This window comes from Xanthobacter nonsaccharivorans (genome assembly GCF_043194755.2).
Lineage (GTDB): Bacteria > Pseudomonadota > Alphaproteobacteria > Rhizobiales > Xanthobacteraceae > Xanthobacter > Xanthobacter autotrophicus_G.
Window position 1 is genome coordinate 2,070,810 of sequence record NZ_CM195526.1, and the last position, 15,668, is coordinate 2,086,477.

Here is a 15,668-nt window from a genome sequence, read left to right on the forward strand (position 1 = left end):
ATGATGAACCTCGCCGAATATCGCCGGACCTCAATCCGCCTCGCGGATTTCCTGCCCTGGGCCGCGCTCGCCGGCGAGGGCATCGTTCTCAACAAGGACGGCAGCTTCCAACGCACCGCCCGGTTTCGCGGTCCCGACCTCGACTCCGCGGTGCCGGCCGAACTCGTCGCCGTCGCCGGCCGACTCAACAACGCCTTCCGTCGCCTCGGTTCGGGATGGGCGATATTCGTCGAGGCGCAACGCCATGGCGCCGGGGCCTATCCGGCGAGCCGATTTCCCGAGGCCGCGTCAGCCCTGGTCGACGCCGAGCGCAAGGCGAACTTCGAGGAAGACGCCTCGCACTTCGAGTCCAGCTATTTCCTGACCTTCGTCTATCTGCCGCCGGCCGAGGACGCTGCCCGCGCCGAGAGCTTGCTCTATGAAGGAAAGGCCGAGAACGGCATCGACCCGCATGAGGCCCTGCGCGGCTTCGCTGATCGAACCGACCGCGTGCTTCAGCTCATCGAAAACTTCATGCCGGAATGCGCATGGCTCGATGATGGCGAGACGCTGACCTATCTCCATTCGACCGTCTCGACCAGGCGCCATCGCGTGCGCGTGCCCGAGACGCCGATGTATCTCGACGCGCTGCTGGCCGATCAACCGCTCACGGGCGGGCTGGAGCCGCGCCTGGGCGACACGCATCTCCGCATCCTCACTATTGTCGGTTTTCCGACCGCGACCACGCCCGGGTTGCTCGACGACCTCAACCGGCTGGCCTTTCCATATCGCTGGTCGACGCGCGCTGTCCTTCTCGACAAGACCGATGCCACTAAGCTGCTCACCAAGATCCGGCGGCAATGGTTCGCCAAGCGCAAGAGCATCATGGCGATCCTCAAGGAGGTGATGACCAACGAGGCTTCGGTGCTCGTCGATACCGATGCGGCGAACAAGGCGGCCGATGCCGATCTCGCGCTTCAGGAACTTGGCGCCGACTATGCCGGTCAGGCCTATGTCACCGCGACGGTCACCGTCTGGGACGCCGATCCACGCATCGCAGCGGAGAAGCTGCGCTTGGTGGAGAAGATCATTCATGGCCGCGACTTCACCGCGATGGCCGAGACGATCAACGCCGTCGACGCCTGGCTCGGCTCGCTGCCCGGCCATGTCTACGCCAACGTGCGGCAACCTCCGATCTCGACGCTCAATCTCGCCCATATGATCCCGCTGTCGGCGGTGTGGGCGGGGCCGGAACGGGACGAGCATTTCGGGCAACCCCCCTTGCTTTATGGCAGGACCGAAGGCTCGACCCCGTTCCGGTTTTCCCTTCATGTCGGCGACGTCGGCCACACGCTCGTCGTCGGGCCGACCGGCGCCGGCAAGTCCGTGCTGTTGGCGCTGATGGCGCTTCAGTTCCGGCGCTATTCGGGCTCGCAGGTCTTCGCCTTCGATTTCGGCGGCTCTATCCGCGCCGCGGCGCTCGCCATGGGCGGCGATTGGCACGATCTCGGCGGCGGGTTGACGGAGGGCGCGGCCGACAGCGTGTCGCTGCAACCTCTCGCCGGCATTCATGAAGTGCCGGAACGGGCCTGGGCCGCCGACTGGATCGTCGCGATCCTGATGCGTGAGGGCGTGACGATCTCGCCGGAGGTGAAGGAATATATCTGGACGGCGCTGACCTCGCTCGCGAGCGCGCCTGTTGGCGAGCGCACCATCACCGGGCTCGCCGTCCTCCTTCAATCGAGCGACCTCAAGCAGGCGCTACGACCATATTGCGTCGGCGGCGCCTATGGCCGGCTGCTCGACGCCGAAAGCGAGCACCTCGGCGCAGCCCCGGTGCAAGCGTTCGAGACCGAGGGCCTGATCGGAACGGGCGCTGCGCCGGCCGTGCTCGCCTACCTGTTCCATCGCATCGAGGATCGCCTGGATGGCAGCCCCACGCTGCTCATCGTCGACGAAGGCTGGCTGGCGCTCGACGACGAGGGCTTCGCCGGCCAGCTCCGCGAATGGCTGAAGACGCTCCGCAAGAAGAACGCCTCCGTCGTCTTCGCCACCCAGTCACTCTCCGACATCGACGGTTCGGCGATTGCGCCCGCCATCATCGAGAGCTGCCAGACCAGGCTCCTATTGCCGAACGAGCGCGCGATCGAACCGCAGATCACCGCGATCTACCGGCGCTTCGGCCTCAACGACCGCCAGATCGAGATCCTCGCCCGCGCGATGCCCAAGCGCGACTATTACTGCCAGTCCCGCCGCGGCAACCGGCTGTTCGAGCTCGGCCTGTCCGACGTTGCGTTGGCGCTGTGCGCCGCCTCGTCGAAGACCGACCAGGCCGCCATCGAGCGCACTATCGCCGAACACGGCCGCGACGGTTTCCTGCCGGCCTGGCTGCGGCTGCGCGGCGTCGCCTGGGCGTCCGACCTCATTCCCGACCTCACCAACCTGGAGAGCAAGCCATGATCTTCCGTCGCTCACGCGCGGCGTTTCTCGCCGCGTCCATCCTTTCGATTCCCGTGGCGCTATCGCCCGTGATGGTCACGCCCGCATCCGCGCAATGGATCGTCTACGACCCGACGAACTACGTGCAGAATGTTCTCTCCGCGGCTCGCGCGCTGGAGCAGATCAACAATCAGATCACATCGCTTCAGAACGAGGCGACGATGTTGATCAACCAGGCGCGCAATCTGGCGAGCCTGCCTTACTCCTCGCTCCAGCGGCTGCAGCAATCCGTGCAACGGACGCAGCAGCTCCTCGGCGAGGCGCAGCGCATCGCCTACGATGTCCAACAGATCGACCAGGCCTTCACATCCACCTACGGCAATGCGTCGATGTCGGCCTCTGACCAGCAGCTCGTGGCGCAGGCGCGCGAGCGCTGGCAGAACACCGTCGGCGGATTGCAGGATGCCATGCGGGTGCAGGCCGGCGTTGTCGGCAACATCGACACCAACCGTGCGGAGATGTCGGCACTGGTCGGTCAGAGCCAGGGCGCGACCGGCGCATTGCAGGCGACGCAGGCCGGCAACCAGCTTCTCGCACTCCAGGCCCAACAGCTCGCCGACCTCACCGCCGTTGTCGCCGCCAACGGCCGGGCGCAGGCGCTCCAGTCGGCCGAACAGGCCACGGCCGCCGAGCAAGGGCGCGAGCAGCGTCGGCGCTTCCTGACTCCGGGCACCGGCTACCAGCCAGGCAACGCCAAGATGTTCTACGGCGGCAACTAAGGGGCGGCGTCATGGACGGAAAGATGCTGGCTCGCCTCGGCGCCGTGGTGTTCGTCGCGGTCGCGGTTACCGCGACCGCGATCGAGCTGACCCGAAAGGAGGACGAGCCCGCCGGCTGGTCCGCAGGGCGGGTCGAGAATTCGCAGGCCGATCCGCTCCGCACCGAGCTGATCCGTTGCCAACGCCTCGGCGAGGCCGGCCCCCGTGACGCCACGTGCCTGCGCGCCTGGGCGGAAAACCGCGAGCGGTTTCTCACACCGGGCGCGCACCCCATGGAGCGCCTGCCCGATGCGGCGGATGCTCCGCGGCCCCAGCCTGACGCCGACGCGCGGAACACGACGCCGGATAATCCTACGCCCCAGGAAACAGCGCCGCGGCAAGACGAGGCCCGATAGCATCATGGGCGGCACCGGCGTCATCGACCATTTCCTCGAGGTCTTCACCCGCTACATCGATTCCGGGTTCGGCCTGCTCGGTGGCGAGGTCGCGTTCATCGCGACCACTCTGATCGTTATCGACGTGACGCTGGCCGCCCTGTTCTGGAGCTGGGGCGCTGACGACGACATCATCGCGCGCCTGGTCAAGAAGACGCTGTTCGTCGGCGTCTTCGCCTACATCATCGGCAACTGGAACAATCTCGCCCGCATCGTCTTCGAGAGCTTCGCCGGTCTTGGCCTGAAGGCCTCCGGCACCGGCTTCACGACAGCGGATCTGCTTCGCCCCGGCAAGGTCGCGCAGACCGGCCTCGATGCCGGGCGGCCGCTGCTCGACTCGATTTCCAGCCTGATGGGCTACTGGTCGTTCTTCGAGAATTTCATCCAGATCGCCTGCATGTTCCTCGCCTGGGCGCTGGTGCTGCTCGCCTTCTTCATCCTCGCCATCCAGCTCTTCGTCACCTTGATCGAGTTCAAGCTGACGACGCTCGCCGGTTTCGTGCTCATTCCCTTCGGCCTTTTCGGCAAATCGGCCTTCATGGCCGAGCGCGTCCTCGGCAACATCATCTCCTCCGGCATCAAGGTCCTGGTGCTGGCCGTTATCATCGGCATCGGCTCGACGCTGTTCTCCGAATTCACTGCCGGCTTCGGTGGAGCCAATCCGACCATTGACGACGCCATGGCGATCGTGCTCGCCGCGCTGTCGCTGCTCGGCCTCGGAATCTTCGGTCCCGGCATCGCCAACGGCCTCGTCTCGGGCGGGCCTCAGCTCGGCGCCGGCGCGGCGGTCGGCACTGGCCTTGCCGCCGGCGGAATGGTTGCAGCCGGAGGAGCCGCTCTCGGCGCAGCAGCCGGCGGCGTCGGCGCTCTGGCCGGCGGAGCGGCTGCCGCCGCCCGCGGTGGCACCGCGATGGCAGGTGGCGCGGCCACTGCCTACAGCCTCGGAGCCGCAGGCCAATCGGGCGCAGCCGGCGTCGCTTCCGGCCTCGGCGGCGTCGCCCGCGCAGCCGGTGGCGCGGCGGCGTCGCCCCTCCGCCGGGCGGCCTCACGCACCGCCGACAGCATGCGGTCGAGCTTCTCGGAGGGCGGGAAATCCGCCTTCGAAGCCACCGGTGGCACCTCGACCATGGGCACGATCGGCGAGGGCACGGCCGAGGCGGCCGCACCGGCTGACGGACCACCGGCCTGGGCTCGCCGCATGAAGCGCTCCCAAACGCTGAGCCACGGCGTGACAGCGGCCGCCCATGCCGTTCGCAGCGGCGACAGCCACGGCGGCGGCTCCTCCATCAACCTCTCCGAAAGCGACCGCTGATGTTCAAACGACCCTCCACCCACTACGGCAAGACCCCCGAACCCGAGACGCCTTACCAGCGGGCCGCCCAGGTCTGGGACGACCGGATCGGCGCCGCACGCGTTCAGGCAAAGAACTGGCGCCTCATGGCCTTCGGATCGCTGATCCTCTCGGCCGGCTTCGCCGCCGCGCTCGTTTGGCAATCAGCGCGTGGGACGGTCGTACCTTGGGTGGTGCAGGTCGATCGGCTCGGCCAGGCGCAGGCGATCGCGCCGGCGGTCGCCGATTATCGCCCGACCGACCCGCAGATCGCCTTCCATCTCGCGCGCTTCATCGAGCAGGTCCGCTCGATCCCCTCCGACGCCATCATCGTCCGACAGAACTGGCTGCGCGCCTACGACTTCACGACCGATCGCGGCGCGATGGCGCTCAACGACTATGCGCGCTCGAACGACCCTTTCACCAAGGTCGGCCGGCAGCAGATCGCCGTCGACGTTTCCAGCGTGATCCGCGCGTCGCCGGACAGCTTCCGCGTTGCCTGGACCGAGCGGCGCTACGAGAACGGCCAGCTCGCCGAGACGACCCGCTGGACCGCCATCCTCACCATCGTCGTGCAGGTGCCGCGCAACGCCGACCGGCTGCGAGCAAACCCGCTCGGCATCTACGTCAACGCCATCAACTGGTCACGGGAGCTTGGGCAATGAAGCCGTCTTTCCGTAAAGCCGGAAACCCGGCTTCTCACACTTCCGCACTCGCGGCTCTGCTGCTTTCAGCAACTGCGCTCGCCGGCTGCGCCACGACGCAGAAACCGCCCGAGATATCCTATGACGACGCGACGCCCGCCGTGCAGACGGTCGATCCACCGGGACCGGTGCAGGTAGTGGAGCTTCCACGTCCGCTACCGCTGCCGGGCCAGATGAAGCCCGTTGAAGAATCGCGCCGAACCCCAGAGCCGACCGATCCGACGGCCCGCGTCAATCAAGCCAACGCCGCCGCGCGCGTTCAGCCGGTGCGCGACGGCTTCATCAACGCCATGCAGGTCTATCCTTACACCAGCGGCGCGCTCTATCAGGTCTACACCGCCGTTGGTCAGATCACCGATATCGCCCTGCAGCCCGGCGAGCAGCTCGTGGGCTCCGGGCCGGTGGCCGCCGGCGACACGGTCCGCTGGATCATCGGTGACACGCAGAGCGGTTCGGGCGCGACTCTGCAAGTCCACATCCTGGTGAAGCCGACCCGCGCCGACCTGATGACCAACCTGGTCATCAACACCAATCTGCGGACCTATCACATGGAGCTGCGCTCGACCGAGCGCACCTATATGGCGTCGGTCTCGTGGCAGTACCCACAGGATCAGCTCATCGCCCTGCGCCGCCAGAACGCGCAGGCCGAGGCCGCGCGTCCCGTCGCCACCGGCGTCGACCTCGCCAACATCAACTTCCGCTACGCCATCGAGGGCGACCGTGCGCCGTGGCGGCCGCTGCGGGCCTACGATGACGGACGGCAGGTATTCATCGAGTTTCCGCGCGGCATCGGCCAGGGCGAGATGCCGCCGCTCTTCGTGGTCGGCCCCGAGGGCGACACCTCCGAACTCGTGAATTACCGCGTCCGCGGCAACTACATGATCGTCGATCGTCTGTTCGCGGCGGCCGAGCTGCGCTTCGGCGCCGGTGACCACCAGAAACGCGTTCGGATCACCCGCACCGACGGGAGGCCGGCGTCGTGAGCGAGCCTGAAGCCCAGAAAGAGGATGAGGATGCGCCGCTGACCGGGTCGACCGCCGACGCGGCCGCCCCGATGCGGCTTCGTGCGGAGGCTCCGCGCGTTACGCGGCTGTCGCGCAAGGTGCTCGCCGGCATCGGTCTCGTCGCGAGCGTGGGCCTGGGCGGAGCGCTGATCTACGCCCTTCAGACGCGCGACGGCGGCAAGTCCGCCGAAGAACTCTATTCGACCGAAAGCCGATCGACCGCCGACGGCCTGGCGGGCTTGCCCCGCGACTACAGCGGTGTGCCTCAGCTTGGCCCGCCGCTTCCCGGCGACCTCGGCCGTCCTATCCTTGGCGCGCAGAATCGCGGCCAGGCTTTGCCCAATCCCGGCATAGCATCACCCAATCCCGGCCTCAGCGCCGAGGAGCAACGCCGCCTGCAGGAAATCGAGAGCGCCCGCACCGCCAAGCTCTTCGCCGGCACGGAGAACCGGCCGACGCCACCATCAGCCTCTGGCACGGCGACGGTTGTTCCGCCACCCACGCCTGACCTCGCCAGCCTCGGGCTTGCTCCCCAGCCAGCAACGCCGTCGGCCCAGGATCGGCAACTCGCCTTCCTCAATGCCGCCGCCGATCGCCGCACCGTCTCGCCGGATCGCATCGCGGCTCCGGCATCGCCGAACATCCTTCAGGCGGGCGCCGTGATTTCGGCCGCGCTCATCACCGGCATCCGGTCCGATCTTCCGGGCCAGGTCACCGCGCAAGTGACGGAGAACATCTATGACAGCCCGACGGGCCGCATCCTTCTTGTACCCCAGGGCACCCGCATCATTGGCCAGTACGACAACAATGTTCAGTTCGGCCAAAGCCGCGTGCTGCTGGTCTGGAACCGGCTGATCTTCCCGAACGGCCGCTCGATCGTGCTCGAGCGTCAACCTGGCGCTGATGCCGAAGGTTATGCCGGCCTCCAGGATGGCGTCGACTATCACTGGTGGGATCTTGCCAAGGCGGCGGGCTTGTCCACGCTGCTGAGCATTGGGGCAGAGCTCGCCACCAACGACGACGACCGCCTGATCCAGGCGATCCGCAACGGCGGGCAGGACACGATCAACGATGCCGGTCAGCAGATCGTTCGCCGCCAGTTGAACATCGCCCCGACCTTGACGATCCGCCCAGGGTTCCCCGTTCGCGTCATCGTCACCCGCGACCTCGTCCTCGAACCCTACGGAGGCTGACATGGCAAAGCTGAAGCTCGGGGTCGTTGCCGACGACAAGCCGGTCAAGCTCACGATCGAATTTCCAGCGACCGTTCATCGCGACCTGGTCGCCTACGCGGAAATCCTAGCCCGCGAAACCGGCCATCCGGTGAGCGACCCGGCCAAGCTGATCGTCCCCATGGTGGAGCGCTTCATGGCAACCGACCGCGGCTTCGCGAAGGCGCGGCGGCCGCGTCAGTCGCCCGTAGGCAACGAGGGATAGCGCTCTTGCAGCAGGTTGATAAAACCCGCCAGCGCCGGATTGTCGTTGTTGATCTGCCAATAGGCCGCGTAATTGATCCGGCTCGGGCCATTGCCGTCCCGCGCCTCGCGGTAGACGACGCCTGTGTAGGTGGCCCCTATGCAGGCTTCGCACATCAGGCTGACGCCGAAACCCGCTCCCACGAGGCTCTTGATGTTCTCGCGGCTGACATCGTGACTGATGACCTTGGGCCGCTCGCCCGGCGCGGCGAGCTTCGCCAGCAAGACGTCCTGTATCTCCGGCCCGGGATCACGCTGGCTGAAAAGGAAGGTTTCGTCCTTCAGATCGGTCCAATAGACGATGTTGTTGCCGGCCAATCGGTGACCTTCGGGCAGCGCGACCATGATGCGCTCGCTCCAGAGACCCATAACCTTCCCCTCGCGAGAGATCGGATCACCCGTCACGATGGCGACATCAAGCCGGCCAGCATCGACGCCGGCGAACAGGCATGCGCGTGCGCCTTCATATGTCTGGATTTCGATCTTCGGGAACCGCGACGCATACTCGATCAGGCTTGCCCGCAGGTTCCCGGCCGACAGTGAAGTGTAGAATCCGACCGTGAGGCGGCCTGCCTCGCCCCTGCCGATGTCCTTGGCGGTCGCGGCCATATGATCGACTGTTTCGACAAGATGCCGAGAAGTCCGCAATACCTCGACGCCAGCCGTAGTCAGCCGAACGCCACCGCTGGTTCGTTCGAACAACACGACCCCCAGACGCTCTTCCAATTGCGAAATGCAGCGGCTCAGGGTCGATTGCTTGACCCCATGCGCCTCAGCCGCCCGCCGAAAACTGCCATAGTGCGCGGCGGCGACGGCATAGCGCAGGTGCCTCAACTCAAGTTGCGCCTCCAGTGGGAAGAACTCCTTCCTGTGATTCGCGCCGGACCTGACGACTAAAACCTCACCGATTCGGGTCGGCGGGACTGTTGACAGGAACGTAATCTGCGCGTCCGATTACGCTATTGCGACGCGGTTGCGCCTATTGATCCGCAATAGACAGAATACATAGCTCGCTGCCTGACCTCGCTTCGTTGGCTGCTTTGCGTCAGCTCCGTAAGCACGCGCACGCCCGAGACGATGACGAGGAAGTTGCTCCCCTTGCACGGCACGCTAACGATCGATTTCTTACTCATGACGCTCGTCCCTTTCCGAGCGCCTGCGTGCCAATCGTTCTTCAAGGCGCAAAACTCTCTCACTAAGGAGGACGAGGGCAGCAACGATCGCGCACGCAAGGCCGACGAGGTACATTCCTGATCCGATCGCCAGGCCAATGGCGCCGACCACCCAAATACCTGCGGCCGTCGTCAGCCCATGGATGCGGTCACCTGCACTTTTGAGGATCATTCCCGCCCCGAGAAATCCCAGACCGGTCACCACGCCAGCCGCAACCCTCGCGGTGTCCGCGTTGGGAAACGCAGTGAGCGAAAGAAGGCCGAAGGTGGCGCTACCAAGAGCGACCAGTGCGTGTGTGCGCTCTCCTGCTGATTGCCCCGCAGCTTCCCGTTCAAGCCCGATCACGAAGCCGATCAGCGCGGCCAATGCCAGGCGTGCGACTAACTCAAGCTCGGGAGCGCTCATGATAAAGAGAGTCCTTTGGTGCGCAGCATGCGCAAGCCCGAGGCAATTACGAGGAACTCGCTCACCTCATGCGCGACCACCACGATCGGAAGGGAGAAGACGCCTGCGACGGCGCCGACGATCAGCGCGCCGATCACTACTGCCGACAGCGCAAGGTTCTGCCTGACGACGGCTTGGGTGCGCTTCGCGTGCCCCAGCGCATAGACGAGCTTGTCCAGGTCGTCCGCCATCAGCGCCACGTCGGCCGTTTCCAAGGCTACGTCGGTGCCGGCCGCGCCCATGGCGACGCCCACCGTCGCTTCGGCGAGCGCTGGTGCGTCATTGACGCCGTCGCCCACCATCGCGACATGACCGCGCTCCTCCGCAAGGGCCCGCACTCTCGCCACTTTGTCCTCCGGCTTGAGCTCGGCAAAGACCTCGTCGATGCCCACCTCTCTGGCAATGGCGCGGGCCGTTCGTGGATTGTCGCCCGTCAGCATGACCACGTTGCGAATGCCGGCCGCGTGCAACGCTGCGACCGCTCTTTGAGCGTTCGGCCGCAGGGTGTCGCGTAGGGCGAGAAATCCCCAGGCGGTCCGCTCGTCGCCGACGACGATGACCGTCTTGCCGTCGTCCTGCAGTCGCGTGATCTCGGCCTTGAAGTTTTCGAGCGGCGCGCCAAGCTGGTCCTCGAATAGCGCAGGACTCCCGATAAAGACCCGGCGCCCGTTCACGGAGGCTTCGGCGCCGGCGCCCCTCAGAGCCCGAAAGCCGATCACCTCGGGGACAGTGAGATCGGATTCGCGAGCCCGACGCACGATCGCGCGAGCAAGCGGGTGCTCGCTGTGGCGCTCCACTGCCGCAGCGATCGCGAGCAGCGCGTCCTCGTCGGACGGGCTTCCGTCGCTTCGGGCTGCTAGTAGAACATCGGTCACTTGCGGCTCGCCGCTTGTCAGCGTCCCCGTCTTGTCGAGAGCGACAACGCTCACCTTGGCGAGTTCCTCAACATAGATGCCGCCCTTGACGAGCACGCCATTGCGGGCAGCCGTGCCCAACGCCGCGACCATGGTGATGGGGATTGAGATCACCAGCGCGCAGGGTGCAGCAGCGACGATGAACACCGTCGCTCGCATCACCGCTTCCTGCCAGGACAGGCCAAGCACGAGCGGGAGCCCCAACGCGGCAAGGATGCCGAGCCCGAGCACGGCCGGGCTGTACCAAGCGCCGAAGCGCTCGATGAAGCGCTGGCTCCGGCCCCTCCGCTCCTGGGCTTCCTCGACCATCTGGATGATCCGGGCCAGCGTGTTGTCGGCATGCGTGCGTGTGGCGCGGACCTCAAGCGCCGCCTCGCCGTTGATCGTGCCTGCAAACACCTGCTCGCCCGGTGCCTTCTCGACGGGCACGCTCTCACCGGTGACGGGCGCCTCGTTTACGCTGGACGCACCGCTGAGGATTTCTCCATCGGTCGGCATGGCCTGGCCTGGACGCGCGATGAACACGTCGCCGACGCGCAGCTCCTCGACAGGGATCTCGACCTCCCTGCCGTCGCGGCGGACAAGGGCCACCTTGGGAGCGAGCGCCATGAGCGCTCTGATCGCCGAGCGCGTCTTCTCCTCGGTATAACCTTCGGCCGCCTCGGAAATGGAGTAGAGGAAGACCAGCATCGCACCTTCCGCCGGCTGCCCCATGATCGCCGCCACCACAGCGGCCACGGACATCAGCAGCTCGATGCCGATCTCTCGCTCGAAGATCAGTTCCTCGATAGCCTCGCGTCCGAAGAAATAGCCGCCGGCGAGGATCGACACGACGTAGAGCGGCACCGCGACAATCTCGGTCGCCGGCGCCATGCTCGCGAGCCAGCCGACAAGTAGAAGGAGGCCGGATGCGGCGGAGGTCAGGACCTTGGCGTTCCGCCACGGCTTCGGCAACGCTGGCAGCTCACGCCTCTCATCGGCCGGGAAGCCGACTTCGCCGAGCTGCCTTCGAATCTGTGCCGCCGACGTTGTGGAAGGATCGAAGCGGACGCGCACCTTCGCGGCCTTGGGATAGACGTCAATGTCGTCTATTCCCGGGAAGCCTGAGAGAGCTCGTTTGAGCGCCGCCGCGTCGTGTTCGCAATCCAGATTCGCCACGCGCCAGTCAGCGCTCTCAATTGTCGTGTTCATCGTTTGTCCTATCTCGACAACGAGTCGTTCGTTTGTGCGAGCGGGATGACCTCCCGGAACTTTCCGCCGCGACCCCGTTCCGGCGGTTCGCCACCGCGCTCGATAACGACGTGTCCAAGCCCGTGCTCGGCAAGCATGTTCCGCAGACCTGCTTCGGCCTCGCGCCAGACGGTGTCTGCATTCGCCGTCGGCGTGATTTGCAGACGTAATTCAAGTCTTTCCGGCTCGCTCTGCGCGAGCTGGAAGAGCGTGACTCCGCGGACAGCCTCGATCGGTTGGGTGAGCGCCAGCGGAGGCAGCCTGATATCGCCGCCCGAAGTCCGGAATGTGAGAACGTCCGCGGAGCGACCCTGTACGCGGATTGCGGGCAAGGGGTTCCCGCACGGGCACGGGTCCGGCCTCTGCAAGACGCTGTCGCCGAGATCGTAGCGCAGGATCGGCTGCACACGATTGGCGAGATTGCTGATCAGGATCGTGTGCGACTGCTCGCCGGGAGCGACCGGCCGATAATCGGCATCGACCGGCTCGAACGCCACCCAGTCGGCGTTGACGTGCAGCCAGCCTTCGCTGCACATGTAGCTGAGGAACATGCATTCCGATGCGGCATAGCTGTTGCCGACTTTGGCGCCGAACACGCGCGCTATCCGGCCGTATTCCGGTTGCGGCAGCCGTTCGGCCGATAGGGCCAGCAGCACGGGATCGATATTGAGCCGCCCGGCTTCCTGTTCGTCGGCCAGCATCGCAGCCATGCTGGCATAGGGCGTGAGCAGCGCCGGCTGGAAGCGGTTGAGCCGCTCGACAAGCTCCGCCATCGGCATGTGCGCGGAGAGCACCTCTACGCGTTTTCCGCGCCGCTTCTTCAGGCGTGCCGCGGCAACGGCCGACGCGAAATGGCCGCCCGTCGCCATAACCATCGCCAATCGCCCGCGGCGGGCGATGATGTTGAGGATGTCGCTCGGGCTGAGCCAGTCACCCATCCAGCGGAGCATCATGGCGGTCACGACCGCCATCGTGCGATCGTCGGTCAGGAATATCCCGCGGCGGCCGGTCGTGCCTGAAGTGGTAGCCAGCGTATATTTTCCGAGGAACCGCTCTCCAATCCGACCTGGATCGTCGACAACTGCCTCTGCCGCCTCGAGCGTCACGTCTCGATCGGTGCACCATTCGTCGAAGCGCTCCATGAGCGTCTTCTTGTCTGTAATGGGAAGCTGCTCGGCGCTTTCAACCCGATCCGGCAGATCACGGTACAGCTCACGATAGTACGGAGAGTTGGCCCGGGCGTAGGCGACCATGTCAGCGAGACGGGCGCGCTGGCGTTGCGCGATTGCGCCGGCACCGCCCTTTCGAGCGCGCCGTGCGTCCCAGATCAGGCCTATGACATGCTCGCTCACAGTCGTTCTCGGGTTCACACGCCTCTAGTCACTTGCTATACGTACATCCTGTAGCCACTACAGAATCAACCCGCAAATGATCACTATCGGAGCCTTGTCCAAACATACGGGCGTCAACATCGAGACGATTCGCTACTACGAGCGGATCAGGCTCATACCCCCGCCGCCCCGCACGGACAGTGGAAGACGCCTCTACGGAGCGGAGGACATCCGGCGGCTGACCTTCATCCGCCATGCCCGGGACCTCGGCTTCGACATCGCGGCCATCAAGACGATGCTCGCTCTGCAGGAGGTGCCCGAGGCGTCCTGCGAACGGGTAAGCCAGATCGCGACCGATCAGCTCCAAGCTGTCGAAAGCCGGATCCGCCGGCTACTTGGACTCAGGACTGAACTCACGCGGATGATCAAGGAATGCGACAACGGGAAAGTTGCGAATTGCCGCATTATTGAAGTTCTCGCTGATCCTCTTGGTGATCCTGACCTCCAAGAGAATCTGCAAGCACGAGGACCGCGACACCGCAGACAATCGCCGCGTCAGCGAAATTGAACGCGGGGTCGATGGTGGTCCAACATGTGAGAATCCAGGTAACCGACGACAAAGGTGGTCAAAGACGTTGCTCAGCGCTCAGCCAAGTATTGCTCCGAGGCCGAGCGCGGCCTGGGGCCACTTGCCGACGATCACTTCACCAGCTCTTGGACGAACCTGCGCGACGAGCGCGTTCCTCCAACGATGCTCGCGCGTGAGCGCCGCGACCCCGAAATCGTAGAAGGGAGTGAGCCAATGATACCCGGCGGCCGGCGTGTAGAGGGTTTTGCCCTCGGCGGCATTGTTCCCGGCGAGCTGGATTTCGGCTTCTTCTTCGTGTTTCGCGCTCAAGTGAAATTCCAAATCGGCGGCAATCAGGTGAACCGACCAAATGCCACGGAGAAGATGAGAAAGACGCCGAGTGCGCCTCGATAGAGCACGAAGGGCCAAGCGGAAAAGCGCTCAAGCACCCGCATCAATCCCCAAATCGCGAAGAAAGCGGAGATGGAGGCAACGACGAGCCCGACGAGAAGAATGGACCAGCCTTCGAAAGCCAGATGGGCTTTGTGAAGCTCCCAAAGTTCCTTGAAGCCGGCCAGGGCGATTGCCGGCAAGCCAAGTAGGAACGAGAATCGCGCCGCCTCTTCCCGTTTCAGACCAAGCGAAAGCGCAGCGGTCAGGGTAGATCCCGAACGCGAAACTCCTGGGATCAGGGCGCCGATCTGTGCGATGCCGACGATCATTGCATCGGTCAGAGACACATCTTCTAGTGTTCGTCTGTGGCGGGCGTAAATCTCCGCCAGCGCAAGGAGGATGGCCATGACGATGCAGGCCCAGCCGACGACTGTGAGGGTCCGCAACGGAGACCCGCAGGTATTCAGCATCCCGGACAAAGACAGGCCCGCCAGGCCGATCGGGATCGTCGCGAGGACAATCCAAACAGAGAAGAGAAAGTGTCGATCCCGAAAATCCCGATGCGCAACGGCGCGAAGCGAGTTCGTGGCCAATTGGCTCACGTCACCCCAAAAATAGCTGATGACGGCAGCCAGTGCTGCGAGCTGCATAGCTGCCGAGAAGGCGGAGCCGGGATCCTGCCAGCCGAGCAAGGCAGGTACGATCCGCATATGCGCCGTCGAGGAGATCGGCAGCAATTCGGTGATTCCTTGAACGACACCCAGTAGGGCGACCTTGGAATAGCCCAGCGCCACGAATCCGGTGTCCACGCCATTCGTACAAGCTTCCGTCATGCAGGTTCCTCTGTTGGCGTGTGGCGGTTCGAATGCCGGCCAAGGAGTTCAGTGCCGCGCGCCGCTCGGCAGCTTCTGAACGGGAGTCATCGACCCCACTGGCCAAAAGGCGCCTGTGATCAGCAAGACGACGCCGATCGTTATCATCGTGTCCGCCATGTTGAAGGCCGGCCAGTGCCAACTGCCGACATGGAAATCTAGAAAATCAGTCACGGCACCTTGACGCATCCGGTCCAACACATTGCCCGTAGCACCGCCGGCAATCAGGCCGAGACTGATCGTCTCCATTGGCTTTACGGTTCTTATGGCCCACACGAGAAGTCCGGCCACGATCACCATCTTGATTCCGGCGAGCACCAATGGGCTATCGACGAACAGCTCACGGAACATGCCAAAGCTGACACCAGTGTTGAAACCGAGCGTCAGATTGAAAAATGGCGCGATCTCGATCGTGCGCGGCGGCGCCATCACAACATTGAGGATCAGCCATTTCGTAACAAAATCGACCGCAAGGGCGGCAGCTAAAACACCAAATGCCAATGTAGTTCGTCGAATCAATTTGAGATACACCACGCTCAATCAGTCCTTCTTTTCGGCCATTCTCCGCGGCCAGTGCATTTGTGCTGGATCGCACCGAC

16 protein-coding genes are annotated in these 15,668 nt (G+C 64.8%); 9 read left to right on the top strand and 7 right to left on the bottom strand.

The genetic code is table 11. The annotated features are described in order from the left end of the window. Genes trbE through V5F59_RS09435 form a run of 8 tightly spaced genes read left to right on the top strand, consistent with a single transcriptional unit; the run spans position 1 to position 8,106 of the window. The gene (gene trbE, locus V5F59_RS09400) at positions 1–2,439 is read left to right on the top strand and encodes a conjugal transfer protein TrbE (RefSeq protein ID WP_393981495.1); all 2,439 of its coding nucleotides are present in this window, start codon (positions 1–3) and stop codon (positions 2,437–2,439) included. Beyond that, complete coding sequence (gene trbJ / locus V5F59_RS09405; RefSeq protein WP_393981493.1) at positions 2,436–3,197, top strand: P-type conjugative transfer protein TrbJ; 762 nt, start codon at positions 2,436–2,438, stop codon at positions 3,195–3,197. Before trbE ends, trbJ begins: the two co-directional genes overlap by 4 nt. A gap of 23 nt (positions 3,198–3,220) precedes the next feature. Beyond that, entirely contained in the window at positions 3,221–3,592 is a 372-nt protein-coding gene (gene trbK-alt, locus V5F59_RS09410) for a putative entry exclusion protein TrbK-alt (RefSeq protein ID WP_509211228.1), read from the top strand. 4 nt (positions 3,593–3,596) lie between these two features. Next, the gene (gene trbL / locus V5F59_RS09415) at positions 3,597–4,943 is read left to right on the top strand and encodes a P-type conjugative transfer protein TrbL (protein WP_393981489.1); all 1,347 of its coding nucleotides are present in this window, start codon (positions 3,597–3,599) and stop codon (positions 4,941–4,943) included. Beyond that, entirely contained in the window at positions 4,943–5,626 is a 684-nt protein-coding gene (gene trbF, locus V5F59_RS09420; protein ID WP_393981487.1) for a conjugal transfer protein TrbF, read from the top strand. Before trbL ends, trbF begins: the two co-directional genes overlap by 1 nt. Beyond that, complete coding sequence (gene trbG, locus V5F59_RS09425) at positions 5,623–6,648, top strand: P-type conjugative transfer protein TrbG (RefSeq protein WP_393981485.1); 1,026 nt, start codon at positions 5,623–5,625, stop codon at positions 6,646–6,648. Before trbF ends, trbG begins: the two co-directional genes overlap by 4 nt. Continuing rightward, the gene (locus V5F59_RS09430) at positions 6,645–7,862 is read left to right on the top strand and encodes a TraB/TrbI/VirB10 family type IV secretion system protein (protein ID WP_393981483.1); all 1,218 of its coding nucleotides are present in this window, start codon (positions 6,645–6,647) and stop codon (positions 7,860–7,862) included. The genes trbG and V5F59_RS09430 overlap by 4 nt, the downstream gene beginning before the upstream one ends. 1 nt (position 7,863) lies before the next feature. Continuing rightward, entirely contained in the window at positions 7,864–8,106 is a 243-nt protein-coding gene (locus V5F59_RS09435) for a DUF2274 domain-containing protein (RefSeq protein ID WP_393981481.1), read from the top strand. On the opposite strand, the gene V5F59_RS09440 is transcribed toward V5F59_RS09435, so the two are convergent. The 4 genes from V5F59_RS09440 to V5F59_RS09455 form a co-directional block, all read right to left on the bottom strand. Beyond that, positions 8,079–8,978 carry a LysR family transcriptional regulator gene (locus tag V5F59_RS09440; RefSeq protein WP_393981479.1) on the bottom strand — a complete coding sequence of 300 codons (900 nt, stop codon included), beginning with the start codon at positions 8,976–8,978 and terminating at the stop codon, positions 8,079–8,081. The two genes, V5F59_RS09435 and V5F59_RS09440, sit on opposite strands and share 28 nt — an antisense overlap. Before the next feature lie 291 nt (positions 8,979–9,269). After that, positions 9,270–9,722 carry an MgtC/SapB family protein gene (locus V5F59_RS09445; protein WP_393981477.1) on the bottom strand — a complete coding sequence of 151 codons (453 nt, stop codon included), beginning with the start codon at positions 9,720–9,722 and terminating at the stop codon, positions 9,270–9,272. Further along, positions 9,719–11,866 carry a heavy metal translocating P-type ATPase gene (locus V5F59_RS09450; RefSeq protein ID WP_393981475.1) on the bottom strand — a complete coding sequence of 716 codons (2,148 nt, stop codon included), beginning with the start codon at positions 11,864–11,866 and terminating at the stop codon, positions 9,719–9,721. The genes V5F59_RS09445 and V5F59_RS09450 overlap by 4 nt, the downstream gene beginning before the upstream one ends. A gap of 8 nt (positions 11,867–11,874) precedes the next feature. Further along, a complete protein-coding gene (locus tag V5F59_RS09455) occupies positions 11,875–13,257 on the bottom strand; it encodes a phenylacetate--CoA ligase family protein (RefSeq protein ID WP_393981473.1) in 1,383 nt (460 codons plus the stop codon). Between the two features lie 76 nt (positions 13,258–13,333). Here V5F59_RS09455 and V5F59_RS09460 point away from each other — a divergent pair, with 76 nt between their 5' ends. Continuing rightward, on the top strand, positions 13,334–13,804 hold the full coding sequence (locus V5F59_RS09460) for a MerR family transcriptional regulator (protein ID WP_393981471.1): 471 nt from the start codon (positions 13,334–13,336) through the stop codon (positions 13,802–13,804). Positions 13,805–13,882: 78 nt separating this feature from the next. On the opposite strand, the gene V5F59_RS09465 is transcribed toward V5F59_RS09460, so the two are convergent. The 3 genes from V5F59_RS09465 to lspA are packed head-to-tail and all read right to left on the bottom strand — an operon-like array spanning position 13,883 to position 15,603. After that, positions 13,883–14,134 carry a hypothetical protein gene (locus tag V5F59_RS09465; protein ID WP_393981469.1) on the bottom strand — a complete coding sequence of 84 codons (252 nt, stop codon included), beginning with the start codon at positions 14,132–14,134 and terminating at the stop codon, positions 13,883–13,885. A 23-nt stretch (positions 14,135–14,157) separates the two neighbouring features. Beyond that, the gene (gene uppP, locus V5F59_RS09470; RefSeq protein WP_393981467.1) at positions 14,158–15,030 is read right to left on the bottom strand and encodes an undecaprenyl-diphosphatase UppP; all 873 of its coding nucleotides are present in this window, start codon (positions 15,028–15,030) and stop codon (positions 14,158–14,160) included. Positions 15,031–15,078: 48 nt separating this feature from the next. Further along, a complete protein-coding gene (gene lspA, locus V5F59_RS09475; protein WP_393981777.1) occupies positions 15,079–15,603 on the bottom strand; it encodes a signal peptidase II in 525 nt (174 codons plus the stop codon). Between the last annotated feature and the right edge of the window lie 65 nt (positions 15,604–15,668).